General features: G+C 45.1%; 26 protein-coding genes. 14 read left to right on the top strand and 12 right to left on the bottom strand.

The window, feature by feature from the left end:
* Positions 1-31: 31 nt before the first annotated feature.
* The 3 genes from AC6R00_RS02240 to AC6R00_RS02230 all read right to left on the bottom strand — a co-directional run bounded on the left by AC6R00_RS02240 (position 32) and on the right by AC6R00_RS02230 (position 3,750).
* Positions 32-1,915, bottom strand: a complete 1,884-nt coding sequence (locus AC6R00_RS02240) for a sensor domain-containing diguanylate cyclase (protein ID WP_500639202.1) — start codon at positions 1,913-1,915, stop codon at positions 32-34.
* Positions 1,916-2,039: 124 nt separating this feature from the next.
* Complete coding sequence (locus tag AC6R00_RS02235) at positions 2,040-2,735, bottom strand: oxidative stress defense protein (protein WP_500639201.1); 696 nt, start codon at positions 2,733-2,735, stop codon at positions 2,040-2,042.
* 118 nt (positions 2,736-2,853) lie between these two features.
* Complete coding sequence (locus tag AC6R00_RS02230; protein WP_500639200.1) at positions 2,854-3,750, bottom strand: LysR family transcriptional regulator ArgP; 897 nt, start codon at positions 3,748-3,750, stop codon at positions 2,854-2,856.
* Positions 3,751-3,875: 125 nt separating this feature from the next.
* On the opposite strand from AC6R00_RS02230, the gene AC6R00_RS02225 reads away from it, so the two are divergent.
* Positions 3,876-4,502 (top strand): LysE/ArgO family amino acid transporter, encoded by a 627-nt coding sequence (locus AC6R00_RS02225; protein WP_500639199.1) that lies wholly within the window; start codon positions 3,876-3,878, stop codon positions 4,500-4,502.
* Positions 4,503-4,509: 7 nt separating this feature from the next.
* The gene (locus tag AC6R00_RS02220; protein ID WP_500639198.1) at positions 4,510-4,992 is read left to right on the top strand and encodes a YbaK/EbsC family protein; all 483 of its coding nucleotides are present in this window, start codon (positions 4,510-4,512) and stop codon (positions 4,990-4,992) included.
* A 45-nt stretch (positions 4,993-5,037) separates the two neighbouring features.
* On the opposite strand, the gene mscS is transcribed toward AC6R00_RS02220, so the two are convergent.
* The 4 genes from mscS to epd all read right to left on the bottom strand — a co-directional run bounded on the left by mscS (position 5,038) and on the right by epd (position 9,816).
* Positions 5,038-5,904: a small-conductance mechanosensitive channel MscS gene (mscS, locus tag AC6R00_RS02215; protein ID WP_500639197.1), complete on the bottom strand. Its 867-nt coding sequence runs from the start codon at positions 5,902-5,904 to the stop codon at positions 5,038-5,040.
* Positions 5,905-6,228: 324 nt separating this feature from the next.
* Positions 6,229-7,305, bottom strand: coding sequence for a class II fructose-bisphosphate aldolase (gene fbaA, locus AC6R00_RS02210; protein WP_394145729.1), 1,077 nt, complete (start codon positions 7,303-7,305; stop codon positions 6,229-6,231).
* A gap of 153 nt (positions 7,306-7,458) precedes the next feature.
* Positions 7,459-8,619: a phosphoglycerate kinase gene (locus tag AC6R00_RS02205; protein ID WP_038163979.1), complete on the bottom strand. Its 1,161-nt coding sequence runs from the start codon at positions 8,617-8,619 to the stop codon at positions 7,459-7,461.
* A 156-nt stretch (positions 8,620-8,775) separates the two neighbouring features.
* The gene (epd, locus tag AC6R00_RS02200; protein ID WP_500639196.1) at positions 8,776-9,816 is read right to left on the bottom strand and encodes an erythrose-4-phosphate dehydrogenase; all 1,041 of its coding nucleotides are present in this window, start codon (positions 9,814-9,816) and stop codon (positions 8,776-8,778) included.
* Positions 9,817-10,015: 199 nt separating this feature from the next.
* On the opposite strand from epd, the gene AC6R00_RS02195 reads away from it, so the two are divergent.
* Complete coding sequence (locus AC6R00_RS02195) at positions 10,016-10,252, top strand: hypothetical protein (RefSeq protein WP_500639195.1); 237 nt, start codon at positions 10,016-10,018, stop codon at positions 10,250-10,252.
* 121 nt (positions 10,253-10,373) lie between these two features.
* Here the strand turns inward: AC6R00_RS02195 and tkt are convergent, their stop codons facing one another.
* Positions 10,374-12,368: a transketolase gene (gene tkt / locus AC6R00_RS02190; protein ID WP_500639194.1), complete on the bottom strand. Its 1,995-nt coding sequence runs from the start codon at positions 12,366-12,368 to the stop codon at positions 10,374-10,376.
* Between the two features lie 319 nt (positions 12,369-12,687).
* Here tkt and metK point away from each other — a divergent pair, with 319 nt between their 5' ends.
* The 8 genes from metK (at position 12,688) to ruvX (ending at position 19,127) form a co-directional block, all read left to right on the top strand.
* Positions 12,688-13,842, top strand: coding sequence for a methionine adenosyltransferase (metK, locus tag AC6R00_RS02185; RefSeq protein ID WP_171326133.1), 1,155 nt, complete (start codon positions 12,688-12,690; stop codon positions 13,840-13,842).
* Positions 13,843-14,113: 271 nt separating this feature from the next.
* Complete coding sequence (locus AC6R00_RS02180; RefSeq protein ID WP_500639193.1) at positions 14,114-14,911, top strand: DUF2189 domain-containing protein; 798 nt, start codon at positions 14,114-14,116, stop codon at positions 14,909-14,911.
* Between the two features lie 69 nt (positions 14,912-14,980).
* Positions 14,981-15,478 (top strand): SprT family zinc-dependent metalloprotease, encoded by a 498-nt coding sequence (locus AC6R00_RS02175; protein WP_500639192.1) that lies wholly within the window; start codon positions 14,981-14,983, stop codon positions 15,476-15,478.
* 77 nt (positions 15,479-15,555) lie between these two features.
* On the top strand, positions 15,556-16,257 hold the full coding sequence (locus tag AC6R00_RS02170) for an endonuclease (protein WP_500639191.1): 702 nt from the start codon (positions 15,556-15,558) through the stop codon (positions 16,255-16,257).
* 117 nt (positions 16,258-16,374) lie between these two features.
* Positions 16,375-17,106: a 16S rRNA (uracil(1498)-N(3))-methyltransferase gene (gene rsmE, locus AC6R00_RS02165; protein ID WP_500639190.1), complete on the top strand. Its 732-nt coding sequence runs from the start codon at positions 16,375-16,377 to the stop codon at positions 17,104-17,106.
* Positions 17,107-17,119: 13 nt separating this feature from the next.
* On the top strand, positions 17,120-18,067 hold the full coding sequence (gene gshB / locus AC6R00_RS02160; RefSeq protein ID WP_239826808.1) for a glutathione synthase: 948 nt from the start codon (positions 17,120-17,122) through the stop codon (positions 18,065-18,067).
* 52 nt (positions 18,068-18,119) lie between these two features.
* Positions 18,120-18,683, top strand: coding sequence for a YqgE/AlgH family protein (locus AC6R00_RS02155; RefSeq protein ID WP_004742520.1), 564 nt, complete (start codon positions 18,120-18,122; stop codon positions 18,681-18,683).
* 18 nt (positions 18,684-18,701) lie between these two features.
* Entirely contained in the window at positions 18,702-19,127 is a 426-nt protein-coding gene (gene ruvX / locus AC6R00_RS02150; protein WP_004742519.1) for a Holliday junction resolvase RuvX, read from the top strand.
* Between the two features lie 69 nt (positions 19,128-19,196).
* Here the strand turns inward: ruvX and AC6R00_RS02145 are convergent, their stop codons facing one another.
* Positions 19,197-19,982, bottom strand: coding sequence for a DUF4198 domain-containing protein (locus AC6R00_RS02145; RefSeq protein WP_171326114.1), 786 nt, complete (start codon positions 19,980-19,982; stop codon positions 19,197-19,199).
* Between the two features lie 25 nt (positions 19,983-20,007).
* Positions 20,008-20,319: a hypothetical protein gene (locus AC6R00_RS02140; protein WP_069667657.1), complete on the bottom strand. Its 312-nt coding sequence runs from the start codon at positions 20,317-20,319 to the stop codon at positions 20,008-20,010.
* A 219-nt stretch (positions 20,320-20,538) separates the two neighbouring features.
* On the opposite strand from AC6R00_RS02140, the gene AC6R00_RS02135 reads away from it, so the two are divergent.
* Genes AC6R00_RS02135 through AC6R00_RS02125 form a run of 3 tightly spaced genes read left to right on the top strand, consistent with a single transcriptional unit; the run spans position 20,539 to position 23,452 of the window.
* Positions 20,539-20,769 (top strand): FeoA family protein, encoded by a 231-nt coding sequence (locus AC6R00_RS02135; protein ID WP_004742516.1) that lies wholly within the window; start codon positions 20,539-20,541, stop codon positions 20,767-20,769.
* Positions 20,770-20,792: 23 nt separating this feature from the next.
* Positions 20,793-23,294 (top strand): ferrous iron transport protein B, encoded by a 2,502-nt coding sequence (feoB, locus tag AC6R00_RS02130; protein WP_500639189.1) that lies wholly within the window; start codon positions 20,793-20,795, stop codon positions 23,292-23,294.
* A 23-nt stretch (positions 23,295-23,317) separates the two neighbouring features.
* Complete coding sequence (locus AC6R00_RS02125) at positions 23,318-23,452, top strand: FeoB-associated Cys-rich membrane protein (RefSeq protein ID WP_500639188.1); 135 nt, start codon at positions 23,318-23,320, stop codon at positions 23,450-23,452.
* Between the two features lie 87 nt (positions 23,453-23,539).
* On the opposite strand, the gene AC6R00_RS02120 is transcribed toward AC6R00_RS02125, so the two are convergent.
* Both AC6R00_RS02120 and AC6R00_RS02115 read right to left on the bottom strand, forming a co-directional pair.
* Complete coding sequence (locus AC6R00_RS02120) at positions 23,540-24,646, bottom strand: PilT/PilU family type 4a pilus ATPase (protein WP_500639187.1); 1,107 nt, start codon at positions 24,644-24,646, stop codon at positions 23,540-23,542.
* Between the two features lie 10 nt (positions 24,647-24,656).
* Positions 24,657-25,694, bottom strand: a complete 1,038-nt coding sequence (locus AC6R00_RS02115; protein WP_004742512.1) for a type IV pilus twitching motility protein PilT — start codon at positions 25,692-25,694, stop codon at positions 24,657-24,659.

The raw sequence follows: 25,694 nt of genomic DNA, 5'->3' as shown, positions 1-25,694 counted from the left end.
TAAACAACAATCGAGCCTATAGGCTCGATTTTTATGCCACCTCTTCGGAGCTAAAACAGACCGAAACTCGATTGCGACCGGAAGACTTTGAGTCGTACAACGCAATATCGGCGCACTTATAGCAACGTGTGCTATCAGCAATAAAATCGGTCACACCAATACTAACCGTCACTGGTATATAAACTGCTAAATCGATCGCTATACGTAAGCGCTCCAATGCAAGTTCGGCTTCTGTTATCGATGTATGCGGCATAATAATCGCAAATTCCTCACCACCAATTCGAGCCACAAAATCCGTCTCGCGTAAGGCAACTTCAAGCATCTTAGCCACGTTGGTGATCACACGATCTCCTTCATCATGACCAAGTTCATCATTGATACGTTTAAAAAAGTCGATATCAAGTAAAGCTAAACAGGCATTCGAGGTTGATGGATAGCGCTCAATAAGACGGGCATAACGACGCAGCTCTAACTCAAACTTACGGCGATTCCACAGCTGAGTGAGCTCATCTCTTTCGCTTAAAATACGCAGGCGCTCTTCCAGTTCCTTGCGATCACTAATGTCGACAATTGAAGTAATGTAATAGCTAACCCGACCTGATTTTGCCAACACACTTTGGACCCTGAGCAAAGCAGTGACAACTCGCTCATCACCTGTTCTGTGAATGCTAATTTCACCTTCCCATAGCTGTTGGTGGGCCACTTGCTCAAAAATCTCTAGCGAGAGCTCAATTTGTTCCTCGCCAAGTAATTGCTTAATGATATTACGTGATTGAATATCACGATGTGCAAGTCCGGTGAGCGCACAAAATTGGTCATTAACCATAATCGCACGGTGATTACGATCGGAGATAATCACCGCAGACATACCACTTAGTGCTGCACGGGCTAATTGACTCTCAATACTGCGCTTACGGTAGTGAACCACAAGCAAGGTGCCTGGAATCACAAACGCAAGTATCAAGACAAACACCAAAGTCGCCTCTTGCATCAAGGCTTCACTTTCATGCTTAGTTATCGTCGCTAGCTCATGCCCTTCAAGCTCGATCACCAGATACAAGGTCTGCTGCGGCGAAAGGTAAATCTGATTGAAGACAATCAGTCCCCCATTCTCCATCAGGTAACCTGACTTATTGTGCTGCATCATCTGCCAGGTTACAGGGAAAGTGCGCGCAAAATTATGCTCATTACGCTCTTTGACCAGGTGACCATATAACTCGTTTAGGCTTGCACCTGCTAAATAAAACCCCTGTTCACCAATGAGCTCAGGGCTAAATCGCTCATCGGGTGAGTAATTTAAACGAGATGAAAGGTAACGAACGTCAATATTGAGGACCAAGTATCCAGCGCGGCTTCCGGCAACATAAACGGGCGTAAGCAAGCGTAATGCAGGCTGATAAGGCTCGACAAGTTTGCCATGTTCGTATTCTAGATCGATTCCCCATACGCCAATATCATTCTCATTCAGAGTTTGGGCATACTGGTAATAATCTCGTTGTGACTTATCTTGAAGATTTTTATCGCTCTCTACCTCAGCGTCACCATTGGTGTAGTTAAAGCGAATCTTCTCCATTCCGTTGACGTCTAAAAAACGAATCTGGGTATACCACTTTTGATTGCTCGCAACCGAAGACCAAACCTCTTCAACAACGTCTTTATTTGTTTGCGTCGGCTCAAGCACATACTCATAAAGGTTACGACTGTGTGAAAGCAACTCAATAATTGAGATAAACTGGCTACGAACGCTTTGATATTCACGCTCACTGTAGGCGAGCTGATGAATCGCCAACTCAGCATTTTGAGCTATGATATCTTTTTCAAGTTGTTGATGTTTCTTGAAATAGTAAATAGTGACAAGTGAAAAGAAGATCAGCGTAGTGATGAACAGATATGAGAATACGGATTTACGCTGCATTAGGTGAAAAAGGCTCGGGTCGATGTGGCTGAGCAGTATATCATTTAATCGAAATAGGATTAAAGCCCCTACCGAAAGAAGTAGAATAGGGGCGGCTTGATCAGTAATGAAATCGTTTGTCTGATCAGTCGATCTTATAAATCACATCAACGCTATCGCGGATAACAATGGTAGAGTCTTGGTAACTATTCGATTCTGAACGCGCATCCATAGCCATAGAGCGCATCAAAACAGGTTGGTGACCAGACATTTTATAATCAATACGCCAAACACCGTTGAGATCTTTACCAAAGCCCTCTGCGAGCGACTCAGCCTTGCTGTTGGCATCTTTGATGGCCGCCATTCGTGCCTGCTGTTGATACTTAGCTTGGTCTTTGACTTTTAGTTGAATGTTATCAACTTGATTAATCCCTGAGTTTAAGGCCAGATCTAAGTATTGATTTAAGTCGGCTAAGTCTTCGACCGTCACTGTGATACTGCGTGAAGCTCGGTAACCAACCAGCTCCGGCTTACCGTCTTTAGGATAATGATATTGAGGCGTTATATAGAGGTTTGAACTAGTCACATCCTGCTTCTCTACGCCTTCTTTGTTTAATGCATCGAGAAATGTACGGACAACTTTATCAACCGACTGCTTTGCTTGCTCTGCCGTCATGGTTGACTCTACAACCTTAACCGAGAACTGCGCCATATCTGGCTTGGCGATCACTTCACCATAACCTGTTGTTGATAAATGTGGAAAATCGGGACTATTGGCCAACACGCCAAAACTGCTTAAAGACAGCGATAAAGCTGCAACAACTGAAGAGATAGCTTTCATACTCAATTACCATATGCCATTAACTCAATACATCATAGGCATGGAATAAAAAGACACCAAGATATCGCCATCAGTTCTGACAGAGAATTAACTGAGCATTTACGTGGCTACATATCGGCTATTTCGGCAGTAAATCCTCTGTGTATTCGACAATCGCCTGCGTCACCTGTTTTAGCAGACCAGTTTCAAGTTGCCAATGATGCCAGTAAATACGAAAACTCATAAAAAAGCCCGGCATCAAATCCACTAACTTTCCGGAGGCAAGTTCCTGTTCTATTTGCAGCTTAGGGATCAAACAGTAAGCACAGCCCATCAAAGCTAAGTTTACAAACGCTTCTGAGCTTGCGACATGATGATGCGGCACAGAGTTAGGGGATATATTGAAATGCTGCTTAAGAAAGTCACGATGCAATTCATCATGTTGATCGTAAGAGACGGCAGGTGCTTGTTTTAGCCCTTCTCGTGTGACGCCTGCTGGAAAATACTCCTGAGCAAACTCTGGGCTTGCCACACACACATAATCCATCCGACCAATGTATTTCGCCTCGCAGCCGACCATAGCTTTGGGCTCCATGCTTAAAGCGCCCAAGACTTCGCCATTTTTCAATTTATCTAACGTTCTCGCTTCACCATAAACCTCAAGTTCAAACTGGACCCGGCGTGACTTCATAATTGGCGCTAAAGCGGGCAGCAGCCATGTCGCTAAGCTGTCTGCATTAGTCGCAATCGCTGCGGTTTGTAAGCGCTCAGCCGTCTCATTATCTAGCTCTGGTATCAGTTCAGATTCAAGCAACTGAACTTGTTGGTAGAGCGCAAGAAGCTTTTGCCCAATAGGGGTAGGTCGTGGTGGTTGCTCGCGCACTAAAACGGGTTGAGCTAGAAACTTTTCTAGCTGTTTTAGTCGTTGCGAAACTGCCGATTGAGAGACAAACAATGCTTCAGCGGCACGCTCAAAATTCCCACTACTGATCACCGCCTCTAGAGCCTCTATCCATCGATAATCCAAGCCACGCATCTTTTATTCCTCTCAATGTTCACTTCATTAGAAGATCTAATATAGTATAAAAATTATTAAATATACTTATTTTGACAGTTTACTTATCTTCTCGCCATATCAGTTAATTTGTTGGAGATAAAGCTATGAACTTTTGGCTATTACTACAAGGCTTTGGCCTAGGCGCAAGCATGATCATCCCTATTGGCGCTCAAAACGCATATGTGCTCAATCAAGGTATTAAGCGCCAACACCACCTTACAACCGCGACGATCTGCAGTGTGCTTGATATTGTTTTTATTTCTTTGGGGATCTTCGGCGGTGGCGCTCTGCTATCACAAAATGAAACCTTGCTCATGTTGGTCACTATCGGCGGCATTGCTTTTCTTGCAGTGTATGGCTCATTATCACTCAAAAGCGCATTTACACCTCAAGAGGAAGAAACTCAGCTCAATCAAACGCTAAGAGGCAAGCGTGCTGTCATTCTAGGCGCGCTAGCAGTGACGGTACTTAACCCTCACCTCTATCTGGATACTGTGGTGATTCTCGGTTCAATAGGCGGCCAATTTGAAGGCCAAGATCGAATCGCGTTTGCCATCGGAACCATGATGGCTTCACTGGTGTGGTTCTTCTCTCTTTCTATTGGCGCGGCAAAACTGGGGCCGACATTGTCACAACCTCGAGTCAAACAAGGTATTGATATTGTGGTTGCGATTATGATGTACGTGATTGCCGCATTGCTGGCAAAAGAGTTACTCAATCAATTAGCGTAGGTGGGGAATGAATAAGCTTGAAGAAATCTATCAATTCAATAAACAACTACTAAAACAGTTAAACGTTGATTATCAAGAATGGCAGCACGAACCCATACTGGATTTTGCCACCGACGAGAAGGTAGCGGAACAATTAGGTTGGACAGGCACCCATAGTAAAAGCCTATTTCTCAAGTTTAAAGGTTCAGGTTATGCGTTACTCTTAACCGACAAAGATAGCCGCTTGGACACCAAAGGGATTAAAGCCCTAACCGGGAAACGACCGTCGATAGTCAGCAACGAAGAGATGATCGAGCAAATTGGTTGTGTACCGGGGGCGGTGTGCCCTTTCGGTTTGCCCACTGAAGTAGAAATTATTGTCGATAGCAAACTGTATCAACACAATGAGATTCTTTACACTCCTGGCAAGCCAGAGGTGACTATCGGTATCCCAGCTAACCAATTAAAAACCGTCTTAAACTCGCTGAATAATAAAGTACTCGAAATGTAAAAAGCGAGGCAGTTTGCCTCGCTTTGTTCAATCAACGATTAGAGGTTATGCGTCCACTTTGTTCATGTGAACATCCATTTGTGGGAATGGAATCTCGATACCTTCTTTATCTAAGCCTTCTTTGATCGCTTGCATCAAATCAAAGTAGACACTCCAGTAGTCAGCAGTTTTAACCCAAGGGCGTACTACAAAGTTCACTGAAGAATCAGCGAGAGTATGCACGCCAACCTGTACACCAGGCTCTTTAAGAATGCGCTCATCTGACTGACAAATCTTTGTTAGTAGCTGCTTAGTTTTCTGCAAGTCAGCGCTGTACGAAACACCTATCATCAAATCAATTCGACGTGTTTCATGACGTGAATAGTTGGTAATTGGGCTACCGATGACACTGCCGTTAGGAACGACGACCATTTTGTTGTCAGGTGTTGTCAGAACGGTTTGGAAAATCTGAATTGAATCTACCGAACCTGCTACACCGCCAATCTCCACGTAGTCACCTGACTTAAACGGACGGAAAGCAACAATAAGCACGCCAGCAGCAAAGTTAGATAGTGACCCCTGCAGAGCTAAACCTACTGCTAGACCAGCCGCACCGATAACAGCAACGACAGAAGCAGTTTGCACACCTAAGCGACCTAGTGCAGCAATCAGCACAATAACAAATAGAAGGTAGCGAACTAAGCCATGAATAAATTCGACAACCGCCTTATCCATTTTTTTCTTGTTCAGTACCTTAGCTACGCTATTGGCTACCGCTTTCACGATAATGTTACCGATAAATAAGATCAGAATAGCGGAAATAATGTTCACGCCATACTGCACCAAAAGATCGGAATTGTTAGTCAACCACTGCTCGGCATGACCTAAACCATCAACTAAAGGAGTTTCAATCCCTGCTGATTCACCTGCCATAATTTCTATCCTCTCAATTAAATGATTCTATGAACCAAACTGCTTTAAATTACCAATCAGAAACAACATCCCTATACATTCACTGAAGCAATGTCAGCTTTTTGGCACGATATCTCATTTTTGACTATTCGCAAAGCTATGTTTATGCAAAGAGAGCAAAAACAAAAGCTTATCAGAATTCTCTGATATCGGCATATTACAGGTTACGCAACAAATCTCTGTTGTGCCATAGTTTTAATACTTCACTTGGTTAGCGCGAGTAAATGACAAATATAAAAAACCCGCTCAGGGAGCGGGTTTTTTATTTAACTTAGTAAAGACGAATTATAGTACGTCTACTGCGTTAAGGTCAGCAAATGCTTTCTCAAGGCGAGTAACCATAGAAGCTTGACCAGCACGTAGCCATACGCGTGGATCGTAGTACTTCTTGTTTGGCGCGTCTTCGCCAGTTGGGTTACCGATTTGACCTTGTAGGTAGTCACGGTTGTCAGCTTCGTACTGACGGATACCATCCCAAGTTGCCCACTGTGTATCAGTATCGATGTTCATTTTGATAACACCGTAGCCAATAGACTCTTGGATTTCTGCTTCAGTAGAACCAGAACCACCGTGGAATACGAAGTTTAGAGCGTTAGGTGCAATACCGAACTTCTCTGCACAGTATGCTTGAGAATCACGTAGGATAGTTGGAGTTAGTACAACGTTACCTGGCTTGTATACGCCGTGTACGTTACCGAAAGATGCTGCGATAGTGAAACGGTGTGAAACAGCGTTTAGCTTCTCGTATGCGTAAGCAACGTCTTCTGGAGAAGTGTATAGCTCAGATGCGTCCATGTGAGAGTTATCTACGCCGTCTTCTTCACCACCAGTACAACCAAGTTCGATCTCGATTGTCATGTTCATTTTAGCCATGCGCTCTAGGTACTTAGCACATGTTTCGATGTTCTCTTCTAGAGACTCTTCAGAAAGGTCTAGCATGTGAGAAGAGAATAGAGGCTTACCAGTTTGAGCGAAGAACTCTTCACCAGCGTCTAGTAGACCGTCGATCCATGGAAGAAGTTTTTTAGCAGCGTGGTCAGTGTGTAGGATAACTGGCACACCGTAAGCTTCAGCAACAGCGTGAACGTATTTAGCACCCGCTACAGCACCAAGGATTTGAGCACCTTGACCTTCAAGTTTAACGCCTTTACCAGCGAAGAAAGCTGCACCGCCGTTAGAGAACTGAACAACAACAGGAGATTTAACTTTCGCTGCTGCTTCTAGTACTGCGTTTACAGAGTCAGTACCAACAACGTTTACTGCTGGAAGTGCAAATTTGTTCTCTTTTGCTACTTCAAATACTTTCTGTACGTCGTCGCCAGAGATAACACCTGGTTTTACGAAATCGAAGATCTTAGACATGGATTTAATCCTATTTATCTGTCGTTTTAAAAATAAAACTTGTTAAGTTTAAATTCTTGCAAACGTTTGCTCACAACTCGCGCTATTCTAGCAAAAAAGTGTGATGTGCAGCAAACAAGAAAGCGGGAGAGTCACTCCCCCGCTTTCGTTTAATTACTTAGCGCGCTCTTCAAGCATCGCAACCGCTGGTAGTACTTTACCTTCAACGAACTCAAGGAATGCACCGCCACCAGTAGAGATGTAAGAAACGTCAGCTTTAATACCAAACTTGTCGATAGCCGCTAGCGTATCACCACCACCTGCTACAGAGAAACCTGCAGACTGAGCGATTGCTTCAGAGATACCTTTAGTACCTGCTTCGAAGTTCTTGAATTCGAACACGCCTACAGGACCATTCCATAGGATAGTTTTCGCGTTGCCGATGATTTCAGCTAGAGCCGCTGTTGACTCTGGGCCTAGGTCGAAGATCATATCGTCGTCAGCCACTTCAGAAACGTGCTTAATTTCAGCTTCTGCGTTCTCATCAAATGCTTTCGCACATGCAACGTCAGTTGCTACTGGGATTGAACACTCTTTCATTAGCTTTTGCGCTGTTTCAACTAGGTCAGCTTCGTATAGAGACTTACCTACGTTGTGGCCATCAGCTGCGATGAATGTGTTTGCGATACCACCACCAACAACAAGTTGGTCAGCAACTTTAGATAGAGATTCTAGAACTGTTAGCTTAGTAGAAACTTTAGAACCACCTACGATAGCAACAAGTGGACGCTCTGGGTTGTCCATTGCTTTGCCTAGTGCTTCAAGTTCAGCAGCAAGTAGAGGACCCGCACACGCAACAGGTGCGTTCATGCCAACACCATGAGTAGATGCTTGAGCACGGTGAGCAGTACCGAATGCATCCATTACGAAGATGTCACACAATGCAGCGTATTTCTTAGATAGTTCTTCTTCGTTCTTCTTCTCGCCTTTGTTAAAGCGAACGTTTTCAAGAACAACTAGCTCACCAGTGTTTAGCTCTAGGCCATCTAGGTAATCTTTTGCTAGTTTAACTTCGCAATCTAGAGCATCGTTTAGGTAGTTAACAACAGGTTGTAGAGAGAACTCTTCTGCGTATTCACCTTCAGTAGGACGACCTAGGTGAGAAGTAACCATAACTTTCGCGCCCGCTTCTAGACAGTGCTTGATTGTTGGTAGAGACGCTAGAATACGTGCATCAGAAGTCACTTTGCCTTCTTTTACTGGTACGTTTAGGTCCGCACGGATAAATACACGTTTACCTGCTAGGTCCAGGTCAGTCATCTTGATTACAGACATGTTGTGTCCTCTCAAATTTTCAATAAGTAAAGTTTTCAGTAGCCCGGCAACCCTGCCAGACCTATTAATTCTTCAAACGCTGTTGGTATAGTGGAGATGCTCAATATTTATTTCAAGGGTTAAAATAAACATTTCTCCCAGCTTCTGCTTTACAACTTACTCAGCAGATTGCATTGCGAGCGCTGTATCCAACATACGGTTCGCAAAGCCCCATTCGTTATCACACCAAACGAGCATTTTTACTAAGTGGCCATTACTCACTCGAGTCTGTGTACCATCGACAATCGCACTATGGGGATCATGATTAAAGTCGATCGAAACGAGCGGCGCTTCAGTATAGTCAACAATGCCCTGTAATGTACACTGAGATGCGTTAACAATGGTTTGATTTACGTCATTAACTTTCACATTTGTATTAATTGTGACACTTAAATCCATCGCCGTGACGTTTACTGTCGGTACTCTTACAGAAATTGCTTCAAATTTGTTGGAAAATTTCGGGAAGATTCTTTCAATCCCTTTATGCAACTTAGTGTCCACAGGAATGATCGATTGGCTCGCTGCACGGGTACGTCTTAAATCTGAATGGTAGGCGTCTATGACTTGCTGATCATTCATGGAAGAATGGATAGTAGTGATGGTGCCAGACTCAATCTCAAATGCATCATCCAACGCTTTGATGATGGGAACAATACAGTTGGTGGTACAGGAACCATTCGAAACTACATTATGCTCCGCTCTGAGCGTCTCATGATTGACGCCATAGATAATAGTGTTATCTAGATCGTTGGCACCTGGGTGTGAAAACAAGACTTTCTTGGCTCCTGCTTTGATGTGCTCCTGACCATCAGCTTGAGTGCCAAATACACCTGTACAGTCGAGAACTAAATCCACTTCAAGATCACGCCAAGGCAGTAACTCAATATCATTAAGGTGAAGTATTCGGATGGAATCAAACTCGCCAGTGCCTTGATGAGGAGTATCATGGTGGATATAGACATGCTCTTGATCGTTGGTCACCTTTCTACCAAAACGACCATGACTAGTATCATATTGAAGTAGATGAGCCATAGCATCAGGTTGCGCCAGTTCATTAACTGCCACTACCTTAATTTGTTGGTTTTTCCCACTTTCATATACCGCTCGCAAAACATTACGGCCAATACGTCCAAAACCGTTGATCGCAACTTTCAGCATAACTCCATCGCCCTACATCATTTTCGTGTCACAAATACTACCCGATAGTGAGAAGAATCGCATTAAGTTAGTGATATGCGCCGAGTATTTGATTTTATAAAACTTGATTAATATGAGAGCTGTATGCATAGTCGACCTGTGAGCAATTGTTTTCTTATAGCTGTTTCTTCTCTAGTTTCATCAACCAAAGGAAATAACTATGTCTGGGTTCCCAGCAACTCACTTTTGTAAAAAATGCAACCAAGAGACACCTCACAGTGAAGTGCTTGTAAGAAAGACCAGCAGCTACGACACGGATACTTCTTTGTTAGGTAGAGTCAAACTGATGGCTCATGCCTTTATTAATGGCGGTCACTACTATGATATGGACAGATATGTCACGTGTAAAATCTGCGGCCGCAAAGAGAAGGATAATTGGGGTAACGAGTTTGAGTAGTCGCTACTTATCCTCAGATTGAACGCATAAAAAACCGAGCCACTAGGCTCGGTTTTCATTGTCCAGCTACTCAAATTATTGGAGCTGCAATTACGCTGCAGCTTCAACTATCAAGAGCATATTAAGCAAGAAGCTCTTTTGCTGTTTTTACTACGTTTTCCGCAGTGAAACCGAACATCTTGAACAATTCACCTGCTGGCGCAGATTCACCGAATGTAGTCATACCGATGATCTTGCCGCCGAAGCCAACGTACTTGTACCAGAAGTCAGCGATGCCAGCTTCAACAGCGATACGAGCCGTTACGTCAGATGGAAGTACAGCTTCACGGTACTCAGCGTCTTGCTTGTCGAATGCGTCAGTTGCAGGCATAGATACTACGCGTACCTTCTTGCCTTCAGCAGTTAGCTCAGCTGCAGCGTTAACCGCTAATTCAACTTCAGAACCAGTTGCGATAAGGATTAGCTCTGGCTTGCCTTCACAATCTTTCAGAATGTAACCACCGCGAGCGATGTTAGCTACTTGCTCTTCGCTGCGCTCTTGCTGTGCAAGGTTTTGACGGGAGAAGATTAGCGATGTTGGACCATCTTTACGTTCGATAGCCAGTTTCCAAGCGACTGCAGATTCCACTTGGTCACATGGACGCCATGTGCTCATGTTTGGCGTTAGACGTAGAGAAGCCATTTGCTCAACCGGTTGGTGAGTTGGGCCATCTTCGCCAAGGCCGATAGAGTCGTGCGTGTAAACTTGGATGTTCTGAACTTTCATCAGAGCAGCCATGCGCATTGCGTTACGAGCATATTCCATGAACATTAGGAAAGTTGCACCGTATGGTACGAAACCACCGTGCAGAGCAATACCGTTCATGATAGCTGTCATACCGAATTCACGTACACCGTAGTGGATGTAGTTACCAGACGCATCTTCAGCAGACACAGACTTAGAACCAGACCACATAGTTAGGTTAGAAGGCGCAAGGTCAGCAGAGCCGCCTAGGAATTCTGGTAGCATAGCACCGAACGCTTCTAGCGCATTTTGCGACGCTTTGCGTGATGCGATGTTTGCTGGGTTAGCTTGAAGGTCAGCAATGATTGCGTTTGCTTTCTCTTCCCACTGTGCTGGTAGTTCACCGTTTAGGCGACGCTTAAGCTCTGCTGCTTCTGCTGGGTATGCCGTTGCATAAGCATCGAACTTAGCATTCCAAGCTGCTTCTTTAGCTGCACCAGCTTCTTTTGCATCCCACTCTGCGTATACGTCAGCAGGAATTTCAAAAGGACCGTGCTCCCAACCTAGTTCTTTACGTGTAGCTGCAATTTCTTCAGCGCCTAGTGGTGCACCGTGACAGTCGTGTGAGCCAGATTTATTTGGAGAACCAAAGCCGATAATCGTTTTAGTACAGATTAGAGTTGGGCGTGGGTCAGCTTTCGCTGCAACGATAGCGGCATTGATCGCTTCTGGATCGTGACCGTCTACTGCTGGGATTACGTGCCAGCCGTACGCTTCAAAACGCTTAGGAGTGTCGTCAGAGAACCAACCTTCAACTTCACCGTCGATAGAGATGCCGTTATCATCCCAGAAGGCAATAAGTTTACCCAGACCTAGGGTGCCTGCTAAAGAACATGCTTCGTGAGAGATACCTTCCATCAGACAGCCGTCACCCATGAATGCATAAGTGAAGTGGTCAACGATGTCGTGGCCTTCTTTGTTGAACTGTGCTGCAAGTGTCTTCTCAGCTAGCGCCATACCAACAGCGTTAGTGATACCTTGACCCAGTGGACCCGTAGTTGTCTCGATACCTGGTGCGTAACCGTACTCTGGGTGACCTGGTGTCTTAGAGTGCAGTTGACGGAAGTTTTTCAGATCATCGATAGACAGCTCGTAACCAGCTAGGTGCAGTAGCGAGTAAATCAGCATTGAGCCGTGGCCGTTTGATAGTACGAAACGGTCGCGGTCAGCCCACTCTGGGTTAGTTGGGTTATGGTTTAGATGTGAGCGCCAAAGAACTTCAGCGATATCAGCCATACCCATAGGTGCGCCTGGGTGACCAGAGTTAGCTTGTTGAACACCATCCATGCTTAGAGCGCGGATTGCATTAGCGAGATGTTGACGAGAAGACATGTCAGCTCCTGAGTGCATTAAGCGAATCGAAATAAAATGGGCGATAATTCTCTCAAAGCGCCACCAGCACTGCAATCGTTTTCCAAGTCAAAAGCTCACAAATTTCCTAGCTTTCGCAGCAAATCGATAAAAGTTACTAATATTTCGCACAATTAAAGCAAACGATTGTCTTGTTAGGTTTTGAAAAAGAGCTTGTAATTCGAGCGATAAAAATTAGAATAGACGTCTAGATGTAGATACACCTACAGATATCAAGATTATTTATCAGTGTTCCACGATTGATAACGGAGCACTCTCTAAAATTAAAAGTGGAGCTCACATGGCTAAGCACCTGTTTACTTCTGAGTCTGTTTCAGAAGGTCATCCAGATAAAATCGCAGACCAAATCTCTGATGCAGTTCTAGACGCAATCATCGAGCAAGACCCAAAAGCACGTGTTGCGTGTGAAACTTACGTAAAAACCGGCATGGTGATGGTTGGTGGTGAAATCACGACATCAGCATGGGTCGATATTGAAGAGCTAACTCGCCAGACTGTTCGTGAAATTGGTTACGTTCACTCTGACATGGGTTTCGATGCTGACTCTTGTGCAGTTCTAAACACCATCGGCAAACAGTCTCCAGACATTAACCAAGGTGTTGATAAAGCTGACCCTAAAGAGCAAGGCGCTGGTGACCAAGGTATCATGTTCGGTTACGCGACTAACGAAACTGACATCCTAATGCCAGCTCCGATTACTTACTCTCACCTTCTTGTTCAAAAGCAAGCTGAAGTACGTAAAAACGGTACACTGCCATGGTTACGTCCTGACGCGAAGTCTCAGGTAACTTTCCAGTACGACCAAGGTAAGATCGTTGGTATTGATGCAGTTGTTCTTTCTACCCAGCACTGTGATTCAATCTCGACTCCTGACCTACGTGAAGCAGTAATGGAAGAGATCATCAAACCAGTACTGCCTTCTGAGTGGATCAACAAAGAGACAAACTTCTTCATTAACCCAACCGGCCGTTTCGTAATCGGTGGTCCTATGGGTGACTGTGGTCTAACAGGTCGTAAGATCATCGTTGATACCTATGGCGGCGCAGCTCGTCACGGTGGTGGTGCTTTCTCTGGTAAAGATCCATCAAAAGTAGACCGTTCTGCAGCATACGCAGCACGCTACGTTGCGAAAAACATCGTTGCTGCTGGCCTAGCGGATCGTTGTGAAATCCAACTTTCTTACGCAATCGGTGTTGCTGATCCAACGTCTATCATGGTTGAAACCTTCGGCACTGAAAAAGTATCGCAAGACGTTATCGTTGAAGCTGTACGTCAAAACTTCGACCTACGCCCATACGGTCTACAAGAGATGCTGAACCTACTTCAGCCTATCTACAAGAAGACTGCGGCATACGGCCACTTCGGTCGCGAAGAGTTCCCATGGGAAGCGACAGATAAAGCCGCTCTTCTACGTGAGTTCGCTGGTCTGAAGTAATCTTTGATTACACTATAAAAATATTGAGAACGTCTGGATTACCAGACGTTCTTTTTTTATGCGCAAAAAAACATCAAGAAATTTGTATTTTTTTGCCATGCGGTCAATAGTTAAAAATATGTTAACGAACAAATCGAAAATCGACTTTGTTTCGTAAGCTGTTTAACTGATGCGCCGCTTACATTATTAGAGGTCGCCAAGCCGGGCATCGAGTTTCGTTCACTGTCGCTCAAGAGCACAGTGTAGGTAGAGAATCGATCAAGGAGGATATATGCCTCGTACGGTGAATCCACACGACTTCGATGACAAGAACAAAGAAGTCAAAGACTCAGAATACGCCCGCACGATTCCGTGTAATCAGGTCAGTATTTCTGCCCCGTTCCACTGGTTGTCACTCGGTCTGCATGACTTTGTCCGCATGCCACTTATCAGCGCCTTTTACGGTTTGTGCTTTATGGCCGCCGCAATAGGTATTGTTTTACTTGTCCAATGGCAGGGCACTCACTTAGTCGTGATGCCAAGTCTCGTTGTCTATATGCTTATTGGTCCTTTCTTGGCGCTTGGTCTTTATGACGCAAGCTGGGAAAGAGAAAAAGGCCATAGTGCAAGCCTACTTCACTCAATGAAAGCGATTGGTCGCAACTCCTCTTCTCAATGGGCATTCGCCGTGTTACTGGCGGTATGCATGATCTTCTGGATGAGAATTGCAGCACTTCTACACGCTCTATATCCATCCGTCCAAGGCGCACCGCTAACAGAGTTTCTGCCTTTCTTAGTCATAGGGTCACTGGTTGGTTTTGTCTTAGCATGTGTTGTATTCAGTATCTCCGCGTTTTCCATTCCATTAATGATGGAGCGCCGAGTTGATATGATGACTGCGGTCTTCTCAAGCTTCAATGCAGTGAAATCGAATATTCCAGCCATGATTGTGTGGGCAGCCCTCATTTGTGGCGGTATTTTAGTGGGCTTTGCGACCTACGGGATTGGAATGCTGTTTACCATGCCAATTCTTGGTTATGGTACTTGGCATGCTTATCACGAAACGATCAAGAAAAAGCATCACCCATAAGTCGCGCTCTACGCTGAACCAGTATATGATTCGCCTCTCACTATAGAGGCGTTTTATTTGGGGTGTGCGTTGGATTTGGAACTTGAATACCGAGCAAATAAGGTCATGGCTGACTGTATCCAGACCGCATCACAAACATTTAAGCGCTCATTTCCTCTCCCGCAATTGAGCTTCAATCTACGCGGCAAAGCGGCAGGTAAAGCCTATTTACAGCTGAATGAGATTCGCCTCAACCCTGTTTTGTTCACAGAGAACCAGCAAGCATTTTTAGCGGAAGTTATTCCTCATGAAGTTGCTCATCTGATTACCTACCAAGTCTATGGCCGCGTTCGACCACATGGTAAAGAGTGGCAAGGGGTCATGGAAGCCGTATTTAACGTGCCAGCCCGCACCACCCACAGCTTCGAAACAACATCAGTACAAGGGAAAACCTTTGAGTACGACTGTGGCTGTAGCACTTATCCGTTATCCATTCGTCGTCACAACAAAGTGCTACGCAATCAAGCAAGCTACCGTTGCCAGCAGTGCCAACAACCACTCAGCTTTACCGGCAAGCAACTGTCATAATTAAGTAAAGCATCATTAATTTATAGCTAGATTTGCGTGTTAAACTGTAGTTATTACTACTTTTCTAACACTTATTCATGAACAAATCTCTGTGGTTATCTGCTATCGGCTTGTTGTGCACTACTGCTGTACTTGCTGCGCCCCCTTCATCTTTCTCTAAAGCCAAAAAAGAAGCGGTAAAGATTTACGCTGACCATCCAACCAGTTTTTACTGTGGCTGCAATATTTCATGGCAAGGTCGCAAAGGAATACCTGACTTAGAATCGTGTGGTTATCAGGTACGTAAACAGCAAAAACGAGCATCACGCATCGAATGGGAACATGTTGTTCCGGCTTGGCAGTTTGGTCACCAACGTCAATGTTGGCAAAATGGTGGACGTAAGAACTGCACCAAGAATGATAAAGCCTTCCGTATGATGGAGGCTGACTTACATAACCTGACTCCTGCGATTGGTGAAGTTAACGGTGACCGTTCCAATTACAACTTCAGTCAGTGGCATGGTGTCGATGGCGTAAGCTATGGTCGCTGTGAAATGCAGGTCAATTTTAAGCAGCGCAAGGTGATGCCACCGGATCGCGCTAAGGGTTCCATCGCCCGTACCTATCTGTACATGAGCCAAGAATATGGCTTTCGCCTCTCTAAGCAGCAAACACAGTTAATGAACGCATGGAATAAGCAGTTCCCTGTCGACCTTTGGGAATGCGAGCGTGAACAACGCATCTTCAAGATTCAAGGCAATCACAACCCATTTGTGTATCAAGCTTGCCAAGCGTTATAAGTTAGCTCAAAAGAGTTTCTGGTAATTAATTGGAAACTCTTTCTAACCCTTGTTTTTTAAACCTAAAGCATCCATGTTAGAGAGAACTTCAAATCTCTTGTTGGAAATCGAGACACCATGCGAATCCCACGAATTTACCACCCAGAAGCCATTTCTCAGTTAGGCTCTTTGATGCTCAGTGATGACGCTGCTGGCCATATCGGCCGCGTGCTGCGCATGAAGGAAGGACAAGATATTTTACTGTTTGATGGTAGTGGGGCTGAGTTTCCAGCAACCATAGCGAATGTGTCGAAGAAATCAGTAGAAGTCGACGTCACGGAACGAATCGAACGCAGCTCTGAATCACCGCTCGACCTACATCTTGGTCAAGTCATTTCACGCGGTGACAAAATGGAGTTCACCATTCAAAAATCTGTTGAGCTGGGTGTAAACACCATTACTCCTCTCATATCAGAACGCTGTGGCGTTAAGCTTGATCAAAAGCGTTTTGAAAAAAAACTCGCTCAATGGCAAAAAATTGCTATTAGTGCTTGCGAGCAATGCGGACGTAACACCGTACCTGAAATTCGCCCAATTATGCAGCTTGAAGAGTGGTGCGCTGAAGAGTATGACGGCTTGAAGCTCAATCTTCACCCTCGCGCAAAATACTCAATCAATACCCTACCCGCACCTGTTGAAAAAGTGCGCCTGTTGATTGGCCCTGAAGGTGGGCTGTCCGCAGAAGAAATCTGCATGACTGAAGAATACAAATTTGAAGAGACGCTGCTTGGCCCGCGCGTATTACGCACAGAAACAGCGGCTCTCACTGCAATTACAGCCTTACAAGTTCGTTTCGGCGATCTCGGTTAAACGGAGAAAATACATGATCAAATTAGGTATCGTAATGGACCCAATCTCGTCCATTAACATCAAAAAAGACTCTAGCTTTGCCATGATGCTTGAAGCGCAGCGCCGCGGCTACGAAATTCACTACATGGAAATGCACGACCTACATCTAGATCAAGGTGTAGCCATCGCAGATACCAAAGTTGTTGAACTAAAAGAAGATCCAAACGCTTGGTATGAGTTCAAGTCGGAGCAAACTATTGAACTGTCTGAGCTAGATGCCGTATTGATGCGTAAAGATCCTCCGTTTGATACTGAGTACATCTACGCGACATACATTCTAGAGCGCGCTGAAGAGCAAGGTACATTGATCGTCAACAAGCCGCAAAGCCTACGTGACTGTAATGAAAAGTTATTCACGGCTTGGTTCCCAGAGCTCACTCCGACCACGATTGTGACGCGTAAAGCAGATAAGATTAAAGCTTTCCGTGAAGAACATGGTGATGTGATCCTAAAACCTCTTGATGGCATGGGTGGTGCTTCGATCTTCCGCGTTAAAGAAAACGATCCTAACGTTTCGGTGATCATTGAAACCTTGACCAATCATGGTCAAAACTACGCAATGGCACAGACTTTCGTTCCTGATATCAGCAATGGCGACAAACGTATTCTTGTCGTTGACGGTGAACCAATGCCTTACTGCTTAGCGCGAATTCCAGCCAAAGGCGAGACTCGCGGTAACTTAGCAGCAGGTGGCACAGGTGAAGCTCGACCACTTAGTGAGACAGATAAAAAGATCGCAGAGGCTGTAGCGCCTACACTTAAAGAAAAAGGACTGATCTTTGTTGGTCTCGACGTTATTGGTGACAAGCTGACAGAAATCAATGTAACAAGCCCAACATGTATTCGTGAAATCGAGGCTGCATTCGATGTGTCAATTACAGGCAAGCTAATGGATGCCATTGAGCGCCGCTTAAAGGCCTAATCATATTTGGGCAACGCTATTGGTTGCCCTCCTTTTGTAAGTGGGAGTCTTTATGAATTTAACCAACCATTTTTTAGTGGCAATGCCGGGGATGAAAGACCCCTACTTCCAGCGCAGTGTTATCTATGTGTGCGAGCACAATGAAGATGGCGCGATGGGTTTAATGATTAATGCTCCTATCGATATCACCATAGGTAAAATGTTGGAACGAGTCGATGTAGAGCCCTCTCACCCGAAACTTGTGACCGAGAGTTTAGACAAGCCAGTGCTTAACGGCGGCCCTGTCTCTGAAGATCGCGGGTTCATTCTTCATCAGCCTAAAGATGAATATGAATCAAGCATCAAGATGACGGATAACATCTCTGTCACCACCTCTAAAGATATTCTTGGCGTACTTGGGACAGAGGCTGAGCCAAACCACTATATCGTCGCTTTAGGTTATTCAGGTTGGGAAGCAGGTCAGCTAGAAATCGAGCTCTCTGAAAACTCTTGGTTAACCGTCGAAGCGGATCCAAACGTGATGTTCGATACACCAATCAATGAACGCTGGCAGAAAGCGGTACAAATGCTTGGTATCGACGTCTCGCAGCTCTCAAGTGATATCGGCCACGCATAACAAAAAAGATACCTGTTTATGTCTAAAACAATTATGGCCTTTGATTTCGGCACCAAAAGCATTGGTAGTGCGATTGGGCAAGAGATCACAGGCACAGCTTCACCACTAAAAGCATTTAAAGCCAATGATGGCATTCCAAACTGGGATGATATCGAGAAACAGATTAAAGAGTGGCAACCCAATTTACTGGTTGTTGGCTTACCCACCGATCTGTATGGCAAAGATTTAGAAACCATTACGCCAAGAGCAAAAAAGTTCGCCAACCGCCTACATGGACGATTTGGTCTGCCTGTTGAACTTCATGATGAAAGGCTATCTACCATGGAAGCACGCGCCGATCTGTTCGAGATGGGCGGCTATAAAGCCTTGAGCAAAGGCAATGTTGATTGCCAATCTGCGGTAGTCATTTTAGAAAGTTGGTTTGAAGCCCAATGGGGTGAGTAATCACTTACACCACTATTTGCAAAACGACAAAAGCTGGCACCGATGCCAGCTTTTTTCATTCAACTAAGCCTATAAGTCCTGAGCTTCAATCCAAAGTACTGCGTCTTGCGACAGCTCTTTACCTTTAAACTCGGTATCTGGACCAGAACCTAGACAAGCGAAGCCCCACTTGCCAGCTGTTGGGATGCCGAAAGTGAACATACCGTTGTCGTCTGTAATCGCAACGATAGCAGAAGCTGGAGTCGCACGGTGAGTGTCTTTGCCAAACGCATTGGCTTTAGTATCGATATCAGTGTTTAGGAATTCAATCTCACACTCAACGCCAGCTGCTGGCTTACCCTCAGATAGAAGTTGACCAGTGAATGTGCTGCCTGCAAACACTTGGTAAGGCTTGTTCTTAGGAACGATTTCTGTCTTAAGGCCTAGAGGCTCTTCCCAACCTGTTGGCATTGCACCTTTGTTGATGTAGCGTTTAGTGATCTGTTGGATATAAATGTCTTCGCCACCTTCATAATAAGGCGCTGGTACTAGACCAAAGATGTAATCGCCGTTACGGCGGATTTTGTAGTCTACCTTGTACGCATCTGCTTTGTTATCGTGTCCAGCCCAAGAGATTTTCTTCAAATCTTTTAGTAGATCTGTCTTTTCACCTTTGAAGCTTACAAAAAACTCTTCTGGTTGACCCATGTCCATCACGTGACCATTTTCCATCGGGTGACCAAACACAAGTTTCATGTCGACAGTCGCCGGTTTTTCAAGCTGAGAAGTTGGTGTATACATCAATTGAAAGTGTGCTTGAGAAACTGCGGATAAAGAGAGTGCTGCCATACCAACAGCTAAAGATAGCTTTTTCATTTTTTATTTCCCTAAATACAAATAACTATTCAACAATATCTTTGCCATCGACTTCGATGGAATGTCCTGGACCTGCATTAAACAGAACTTTATAAGCACCTTGTGGCTTATTGAATTCAATTTCACCGTCTTCGTTTATTTCACTTTTAATTAGCTCTGTTCCTGAGCCATCCACGACTAAAATTTCTACGCCAGCGGCTGATGAACCATCAGAGAAACCACCTTCACAAAGAATGGTGTTATCACCAAAGTCATAACAGGAAAATAGAGGGGTATGGGCAAACGCCAAGCTAGGTAAGGCGGTGCTAGCCAATAACAACAGGGTTGATTTTTTCATTGCTAATTCCATTTTGAGCTTACGCAAATAGACAGATATTGAGACTTGCTCTCAATTTGATGAAGGGAAGGCTAACGATCTATTTATTTAAATGAAAGTGAGAATGATTCTTAACCACACCTTCATTGATTTAAATCATATTTAGTGGAGTTATTTTTGATTTAACAAAACGGATATTGATTACAATCTTGAGACTAAAAACAACTCGGTGTGTTCTTTATGGAAACCACTCTAAGCCAATTACCAATTAAGGCTCATGCGACTATCACAGCTCACATGTCTGATGGCGCGATTCGCCAACGCTTACTGGATTTGGGACTTATTCCACAGACCAAGATTGAATTTGTCCGCAAGGCACCACTAGGGGACCCACTTGAGTTTCGCGTCGGTGCCACCAGCGTCGTGATCAGAACAACAGAAGCAGACACTGTAATCGTGCGTTTAGATTAAGCGCAGGCAGTGAGGACAGAGTAATGCAACGGACAAAAATACTATTAGCTGGTCAACAAAATGCCGGCAAATCGACCATTTTTAACATGCTGACAGGGGCAAGACAGCACGTAGCCAACTACCCCGGAGTGACCGTAGACAAGAAAACGGGCTACTTCTCTAACGATAACGGCGCTTATCAGCTCATCGACTTACCAGGCACCTATAGCTTAAGCTGCTTTTCACTTGAAGAAAGGGTCGCTCGCGACGCATTACGAAACGAAGCGGCAGATGTGGTCTTGAATGTTGTTGATTCCGCCAACCTTAATCGCTCTTTACATCTAACCATGCAGTTACTTGAGATGGAGCTCCCACTCGCGCTCGCTCTCAACATGATGGATGTCGCACAAGCCGAAGGAATTACTATCAACTCACATTCTTTAAGTCAGGAACTCGGCGTCCCTGTCGTTGAATGTATAGGCCGAAAAGGTAAAGGGGTAGAAGGCATCACGACTGCGTTAGTAGAGGCCCAAATTGGCTCAACACCTGTTGAATATCCTCTCTTAGAGCCAGAGCTTACCTCTTTAACCCAGTGGATAGATTCTTATATTGAACCACAAACCTACAGTACTCGCTGGCTTGCTCTACGACTACTTGAACGAGATAGTCACATCAAAAAGTGGCTAGATGATTTAATGCCTGAGCAACAACTTGAACAGCTTAATGCTAGGATCGAACAACACTTAGGAAAAATCGCACAGGCTCTTAACGGAACCGTCAGCGATTATATCGTCGCTCAGCGCCATCAGCGTGTATCAACAATTATTCAGCGCTGCACAACTCAATCCCTACACCAAAGTAATCAGCTTTCACTCACCGACAAAATCGATAGGGTGGTTCTGAACAAGTTCGGCGCTCCACTGTTCTTAATTGCCACTGTGTTTATCATTTACCAGAGCTCTATTGTCTACGGCTATGAGCTGACCAACTATTGGTGGCCATACCTTGCTGCATTTCGTGAGTTGGTGGCAAGCTTACTTCCCGAAGCGGGCTTCTTGCACGACCCTTATGTTCGCTCACTAGGGCTATGGATCGTCGATTCAGCCAACACTCTACTCAACTACATCCCGATCTTTTTGATCCTTTTTGCCCTAATCGCAATATTGGAAGACTCGGGATATATGGCTCGAATCGCGTTTATTTCTGATCGAGTCTTGAACCGATTCGGCCTCCATGGACAAAGCACCCTACCGATGATTTTAGCCGGCGTATTCGCCGGAGGGTGCGCAGTACCCGGCGTTATGGCAACCAAAGGGATACCGGATAACAGAGCCCGTATCGCGACCATCCTAACGGTTCCTTATATGAACTGTTTGGCTAAAGTTCCCCTGTATACACTACTGCTCGGGATCTTCTTTGTTGAAGATAAGTCGTTGATGACATTTTATATTTCAACAATTTCTATTATTGCCGCCCTACTGGTCGCTAAACTACTGACGAAATCGGTGCTGCGACGTACTGAACAAGCACCATTTGTCATGGAACTGCCGCGCTACAACCTGCCTACAGCTCGCAGTGTCGTGACTCGTGCGATGGAGCGAACTTGGATGTACGTTCGCAAAGTCGGGACCATAGTGCTTGCGGTTTCAACCGTCATCTTCGTTCTGCTCCAGTTTCCGGGTATTCCTCAACAGGAACTCAATGATTATCAACTACGCGCAGAAAAAGCAGTGGCTCAATTCCAAAAAGCAGCCAACAAAACGCAATATGCTGATGCTTTTAATCAACAGACTTTGACGGATCTGGTCAACTTCTACACCGACTATCGTCAAGCAAAACTGAATGCCAAAGGCGCACAAGCCTCGCAGAAGGTAAACGCCGATTTTCAAGCTCGCAATGAGCTCTACTTCGCGATTACTGCTCGTAAGGGTGACAAAGATGCTAAGAAGCTTAACAAACCGCTGCGCAAGCTTGCTTCCGCACGTAAGAAAATTCGTCGTGAAATGAAAGAACGACGCTTAGAAGCTTCATTACTAGGTAGCTTTGGTCGCTCCATTGAACCTGTGACGCAATTTGCTGGTTTTGATTGGAAAATCAACGTCGCGCTGTTCTCTTCCTTTGCAGCGCGCGAAAGTAGTGTCGCAACCTTAGGCGTACTGTTTCAACCAGAAGAGGGCAGTAATCAAAAGCTCGAGCAACGAATGGCAGAATCAGAGGAACTGGCGGGCCATGGTGAGGTTGCGGCAGTGGCACTTATACTGTTCTTCATTCTTTACCCGCCATGCCTAGCGACAGTAATGATGATTAAGGTCCAAACGGGTCAGTATAAATGGCTGTTGCTATCGATTTTCTTACCCACTTTACTCGGTTTTACTGTCGCGACAGCGGTGTACACCATTGGGACTCGCTTCGCACTCAGTGGCATTCAAGTCATGTCGCTGACTTACTTCTCCGCTCTATTGGCATTACTCATGGTAGGTTTACGCGATTGTGCGCAACAAAAAAAGCAGGGTAAGCCGATCCCAATTCAGATGATTGAGAAATAGCCATCTATCAACAAAACGTAGAAATGTGGGACATCCTGACCCTAGTGGTCGTTGTCGCCATCGCCGTGGGTTACCTCTACTTCCGTTTGGTGAAAAAGAAAGGCAGTTGTGGCAATGGATGTGGCGGTGACTGCGCCTCTCAAACTAAAAAGAAGTAACAACCTAAACGAGAAAACCCAGCCAGTACGGCTGGGTTTATTTAAATATCGCAGAGTTAAAAATAGTAATCGCTAGAGGCTAGAGGGCTAGTCCATATCAATCTTCACTCCACTGAGTGATCCAGAGCTAGATACATCACCACGTTGTGTTTTAAGCATTAGGCGTAAATCATTAGCTGAATCCGCACTGTGCATAGCATCTTCTTCACTGATCTTGTCTTCCACAACCAGCCGATAAAGCGCCTGATCAAAAGTTTGCATGCCAACCTCTTTCGATTTAGCCATAGTCGCTTTAAGCTCATGCAGATCGCCGCGGCGAATCAGATCCGACACACGTGGGCTGTTGAGTAAAACTTCAAACACGCCGTGCCGACCTTGGCCATTTTTATCTCTAATAAGTTGCTGACCTATTACACCACGTAGGTTCATCGATAAATCAAATAGGAACTGTTCTTTTTGCTCCTTAGGCACCAAATGAAGGATGCGCTCTAACGCTTGGTTAGCATTGTTTGCGTGAAGGGTCGCCATACACAGATGCCCAGTTTCAGCAAAGCTCATCGCGTATTCCATCGTCTCTCGTGTACGAATCTCACCTATTAAGATCATATCTGGAGCTTGGCGCAGTGAGTTCTTCAACGCCACTTCATAGCTTTCGGTATCTAACCCCACCTCACGTTGCGTCACAATACAACGCTGATGCTCATGAACAAACTCTATCGGGTCTTCCACCGTCAAAATATGCCCTGTCCGGTGGCTATTACGAAACCCAGTCATTGCAGCCATGGTTGTTGACTTACCCGAACCCGTTGCTCCAACCACCAGCACCAAACCCCGTTTCGCAATCGATAAGTCTTGCAAAACTTCTGGTAACTTAAGCTCATCAAAGGTAGGAATCTTGGTTTCAATTCGGCGAATCACCGCCCCGGGCAATTCGCGCTGATAGAATGCAGAGACACGGAATCGACCAAAGTGACGCACAATGGCAAAGTTCGCTTCTTTGCTCGAATGAAACTCATGTTGACGATCATGATCCATAATCCCATCCAACAAAGAGCTCACAACAGCGTGCGATAGTTTGTCCCCGTGTGCACGCAATTCTCCATCAACGCGGTAAAGAATTGGCGCATCAACTGTGATGTAAAGATCAGACGCATTCTGGTCGATCATCTGTTGCAAAAAAACATCAATATCCATAACTCTTTCCCTAGAACATTGAAGTTTCAAGTTCGATCTTCTTCGCTACTTCATCTTGATCAACAAGACCTTGTGCGATCAACTGCTTGGCATTTTGCTCCATGGTTTGCATGCCATGTGCAGCACCGGTTTGAATCACAGAAAACATCTGAGCAACCTTGTCTTCACGGATCAAGTTACGGATCGCCGGTGTCGCCATCATGATCTCATGGCACGCGGTACGGCCACCGCCAATACGCTTCAGCAACTTTTGTGCAATGACTGCGCGTAATGACTCAGAGAGCATAGAGCGAACCATGTCTTTATCACTGCCCGGGAATACATCGATAATACGGTCGATGGTTTTTGCCGCTGAACTGGTATGCAAAGTACCAAACACCAAGTGCCCGGTTTCCGCCGCTGTCAGTGCTAGGCTGATTGTCTCTTGGTCACGCAACTCGCCCACTAAAATCACGTCTGGATCTTCACGCAATGCACTGCGCAGCGCATTGTTAAAACTATGGGTATCTCGGTGGACTTCGCGTTGGTTGATTAAGCACTTATTATTGCTATGAACAAATTCAATTGGGTCTTCAATCGTCAGAATATGTTTATTGTGGTTGCGGTTGATATGGTCAACCATCGCCGCCAAAGTAGTGGACTTACCCGAGCCTGTAGGGCCCGTCACCAGTACCAAGCCTTTTTCCATATTGGAGATGCTTTCGAAGATTTGCGGGGCTGACAATTGCTCTAAGGTCGGAATCTCGGTCGGAATGGTGCGAAATACCGCTGCGCAACCACGCGCTTGGTTAAATGCATTAACACGGAAGCGACCAACATTCGGCAGCTCAAAAGAAAAGTCGACCTCAAGGCGCTCTTCAAATTCACTGCGTTGACCATCATTCATAATTTCGAATACTAAACGATGCACATCTGCATGGCTAAAAGCAGGTACGCCAAGCTTTCTTACTTCACCATCTATCCGTACCATTGGAGATACTCCGGCAGAAAGATGTAGATCTGAAGCATTATGCTTTACACTAAAATCCAGTAATTCGGCGATATCCAT

Source organism: Vibrio sp. R10-SF1-ISO8, assembly GCF_059833805.1.
The sequence above is the reverse complement of the archived record's forward strand: the minus strand, read 5'-3'. Positions and strand labels throughout refer to the sequence as shown.

Bases quoted from the DNA above. Each gene is read 5' to 3' on its own strand.
- fbaA (WP_394145729.1), bottom strand. From the start codon at position 7,305: ATGTCTAAGATCTTCGATTTCGTAAAACCAGGTGTTATCTCTGGCGAC.
- metK (WP_171326133.1), top strand. From the start codon at position 12,688: ATGGCTAAGCACCTGTTTACTTCTGAGTCTGTTTCAGAAGGTCATCCA.
- AC6R00_RS02125 (WP_500639188.1), top strand. From the start codon at position 23,318: ATGTGGGACATCCTGACCCTAGTGGTCGTTGTCGCCATCGCCGTGGGT.
- AC6R00_RS02240 (WP_500639202.1), bottom strand. From the start codon at position 1,915: ATGCAGCGTAAATCCGTATTCTCATATCTGTTCATCACTACGCTGATC.
- AC6R00_RS02195 (WP_500639195.1), top strand. From the start codon at position 10,016: ATGTCTGGGTTCCCAGCAACTCACTTTTGTAAAAAATGCAACCAAGAG.
- gshB (WP_239826808.1), top strand. From the start codon at position 17,120: ATGATCAAATTAGGTATCGTAATGGACCCAATCTCGTCCATTAACATC.
- AC6R00_RS02145 (WP_171326114.1), bottom strand. From the start codon at position 19,982: ATGAAAAAGCTATCTTTAGCTGTTGGTATGGCAGCACTCTCTTTATCC.
- AC6R00_RS02235 (WP_500639201.1), bottom strand. From the start codon at position 2,735: ATGAAAGCTATCTCTTCAGTTGTTGCAGCTTTATCGCTGTCTTTAAGC.
- ruvX (WP_004742519.1), top strand. From the start codon at position 18,702: ATGTCTAAAACAATTATGGCCTTTGATTTCGGCACCAAAAGCATTGGT.
- AC6R00_RS02120 (WP_500639187.1), bottom strand. From the start codon at position 24,646: ATGGATATTGATGTTTTTTTGCAACAGATGATCGACCAGAATGCGTCT.
- AC6R00_RS02155 (WP_004742520.1), top strand. From the start codon at position 18,120: ATGAATTTAACCAACCATTTTTTAGTGGCAATGCCGGGGATGAAAGAC.
- AC6R00_RS02135 (WP_004742516.1), top strand. From the start codon at position 20,539: ATGGAAACCACTCTAAGCCAATTACCAATTAAGGCTCATGCGACTATC.
- rsmE (WP_500639190.1), top strand. From the start codon at position 16,375: ATGCGAATCCCACGAATTTACCACCCAGAAGCCATTTCTCAGTTAGGC.
- AC6R00_RS02115 (WP_004742512.1), bottom strand. From the start codon at position 25,694: ATGGATATCGCCGAATTACTGGATTTTAGTGTAAAGCATAATGCTTCA.
- AC6R00_RS02225 (WP_500639199.1), top strand. From the start codon at position 3,876: ATGAACTTTTGGCTATTACTACAAGGCTTTGGCCTAGGCGCAAGCATG.
- AC6R00_RS02230 (WP_500639200.1), bottom strand. From the start codon at position 3,750: ATGCGTGGCTTGGATTATCGATGGATAGAGGCTCTAGAGGCGGTGATC.
- tkt (WP_500639194.1), bottom strand. From the start codon at position 12,368: ATGTCTTCTCGTCAACATCTCGCTAATGCAATCCGCGCTCTAAGCATG.
- AC6R00_RS02140 (WP_069667657.1), bottom strand. From the start codon at position 20,319: ATGAAAAAATCAACCCTGTTGTTATTGGCTAGCACCGCCTTACCTAGC.
- AC6R00_RS02205 (WP_038163979.1), bottom strand. From the start codon at position 8,619: ATGTCTGTAATCAAGATGACTGACCTGGACCTAGCAGGTAAACGTGTA.
- feoB (WP_500639189.1), top strand. From the start codon at position 20,793: ATGCAACGGACAAAAATACTATTAGCTGGTCAACAAAATGCCGGCAAA.
- AC6R00_RS02180 (WP_500639193.1), top strand. From the start codon at position 14,114: ATGCCTCGTACGGTGAATCCACACGACTTCGATGACAAGAACAAAGAA.
- epd (WP_500639196.1), bottom strand. From the start codon at position 9,816: ATGCTGAAAGTTGCGATCAACGGTTTTGGACGTATTGGCCGTAATGTT.
- mscS (WP_500639197.1), bottom strand. From the start codon at position 5,904: ATGGCAGGTGAATCAGCAGGGATTGAAACTCCTTTAGTTGATGGTTTA.
- AC6R00_RS02220 (WP_500639198.1), top strand. From the start codon at position 4,510: ATGAATAAGCTTGAAGAAATCTATCAATTCAATAAACAACTACTAAAA.
- AC6R00_RS02170 (WP_500639191.1), top strand. From the start codon at position 15,556: ATGAACAAATCTCTGTGGTTATCTGCTATCGGCTTGTTGTGCACTACT.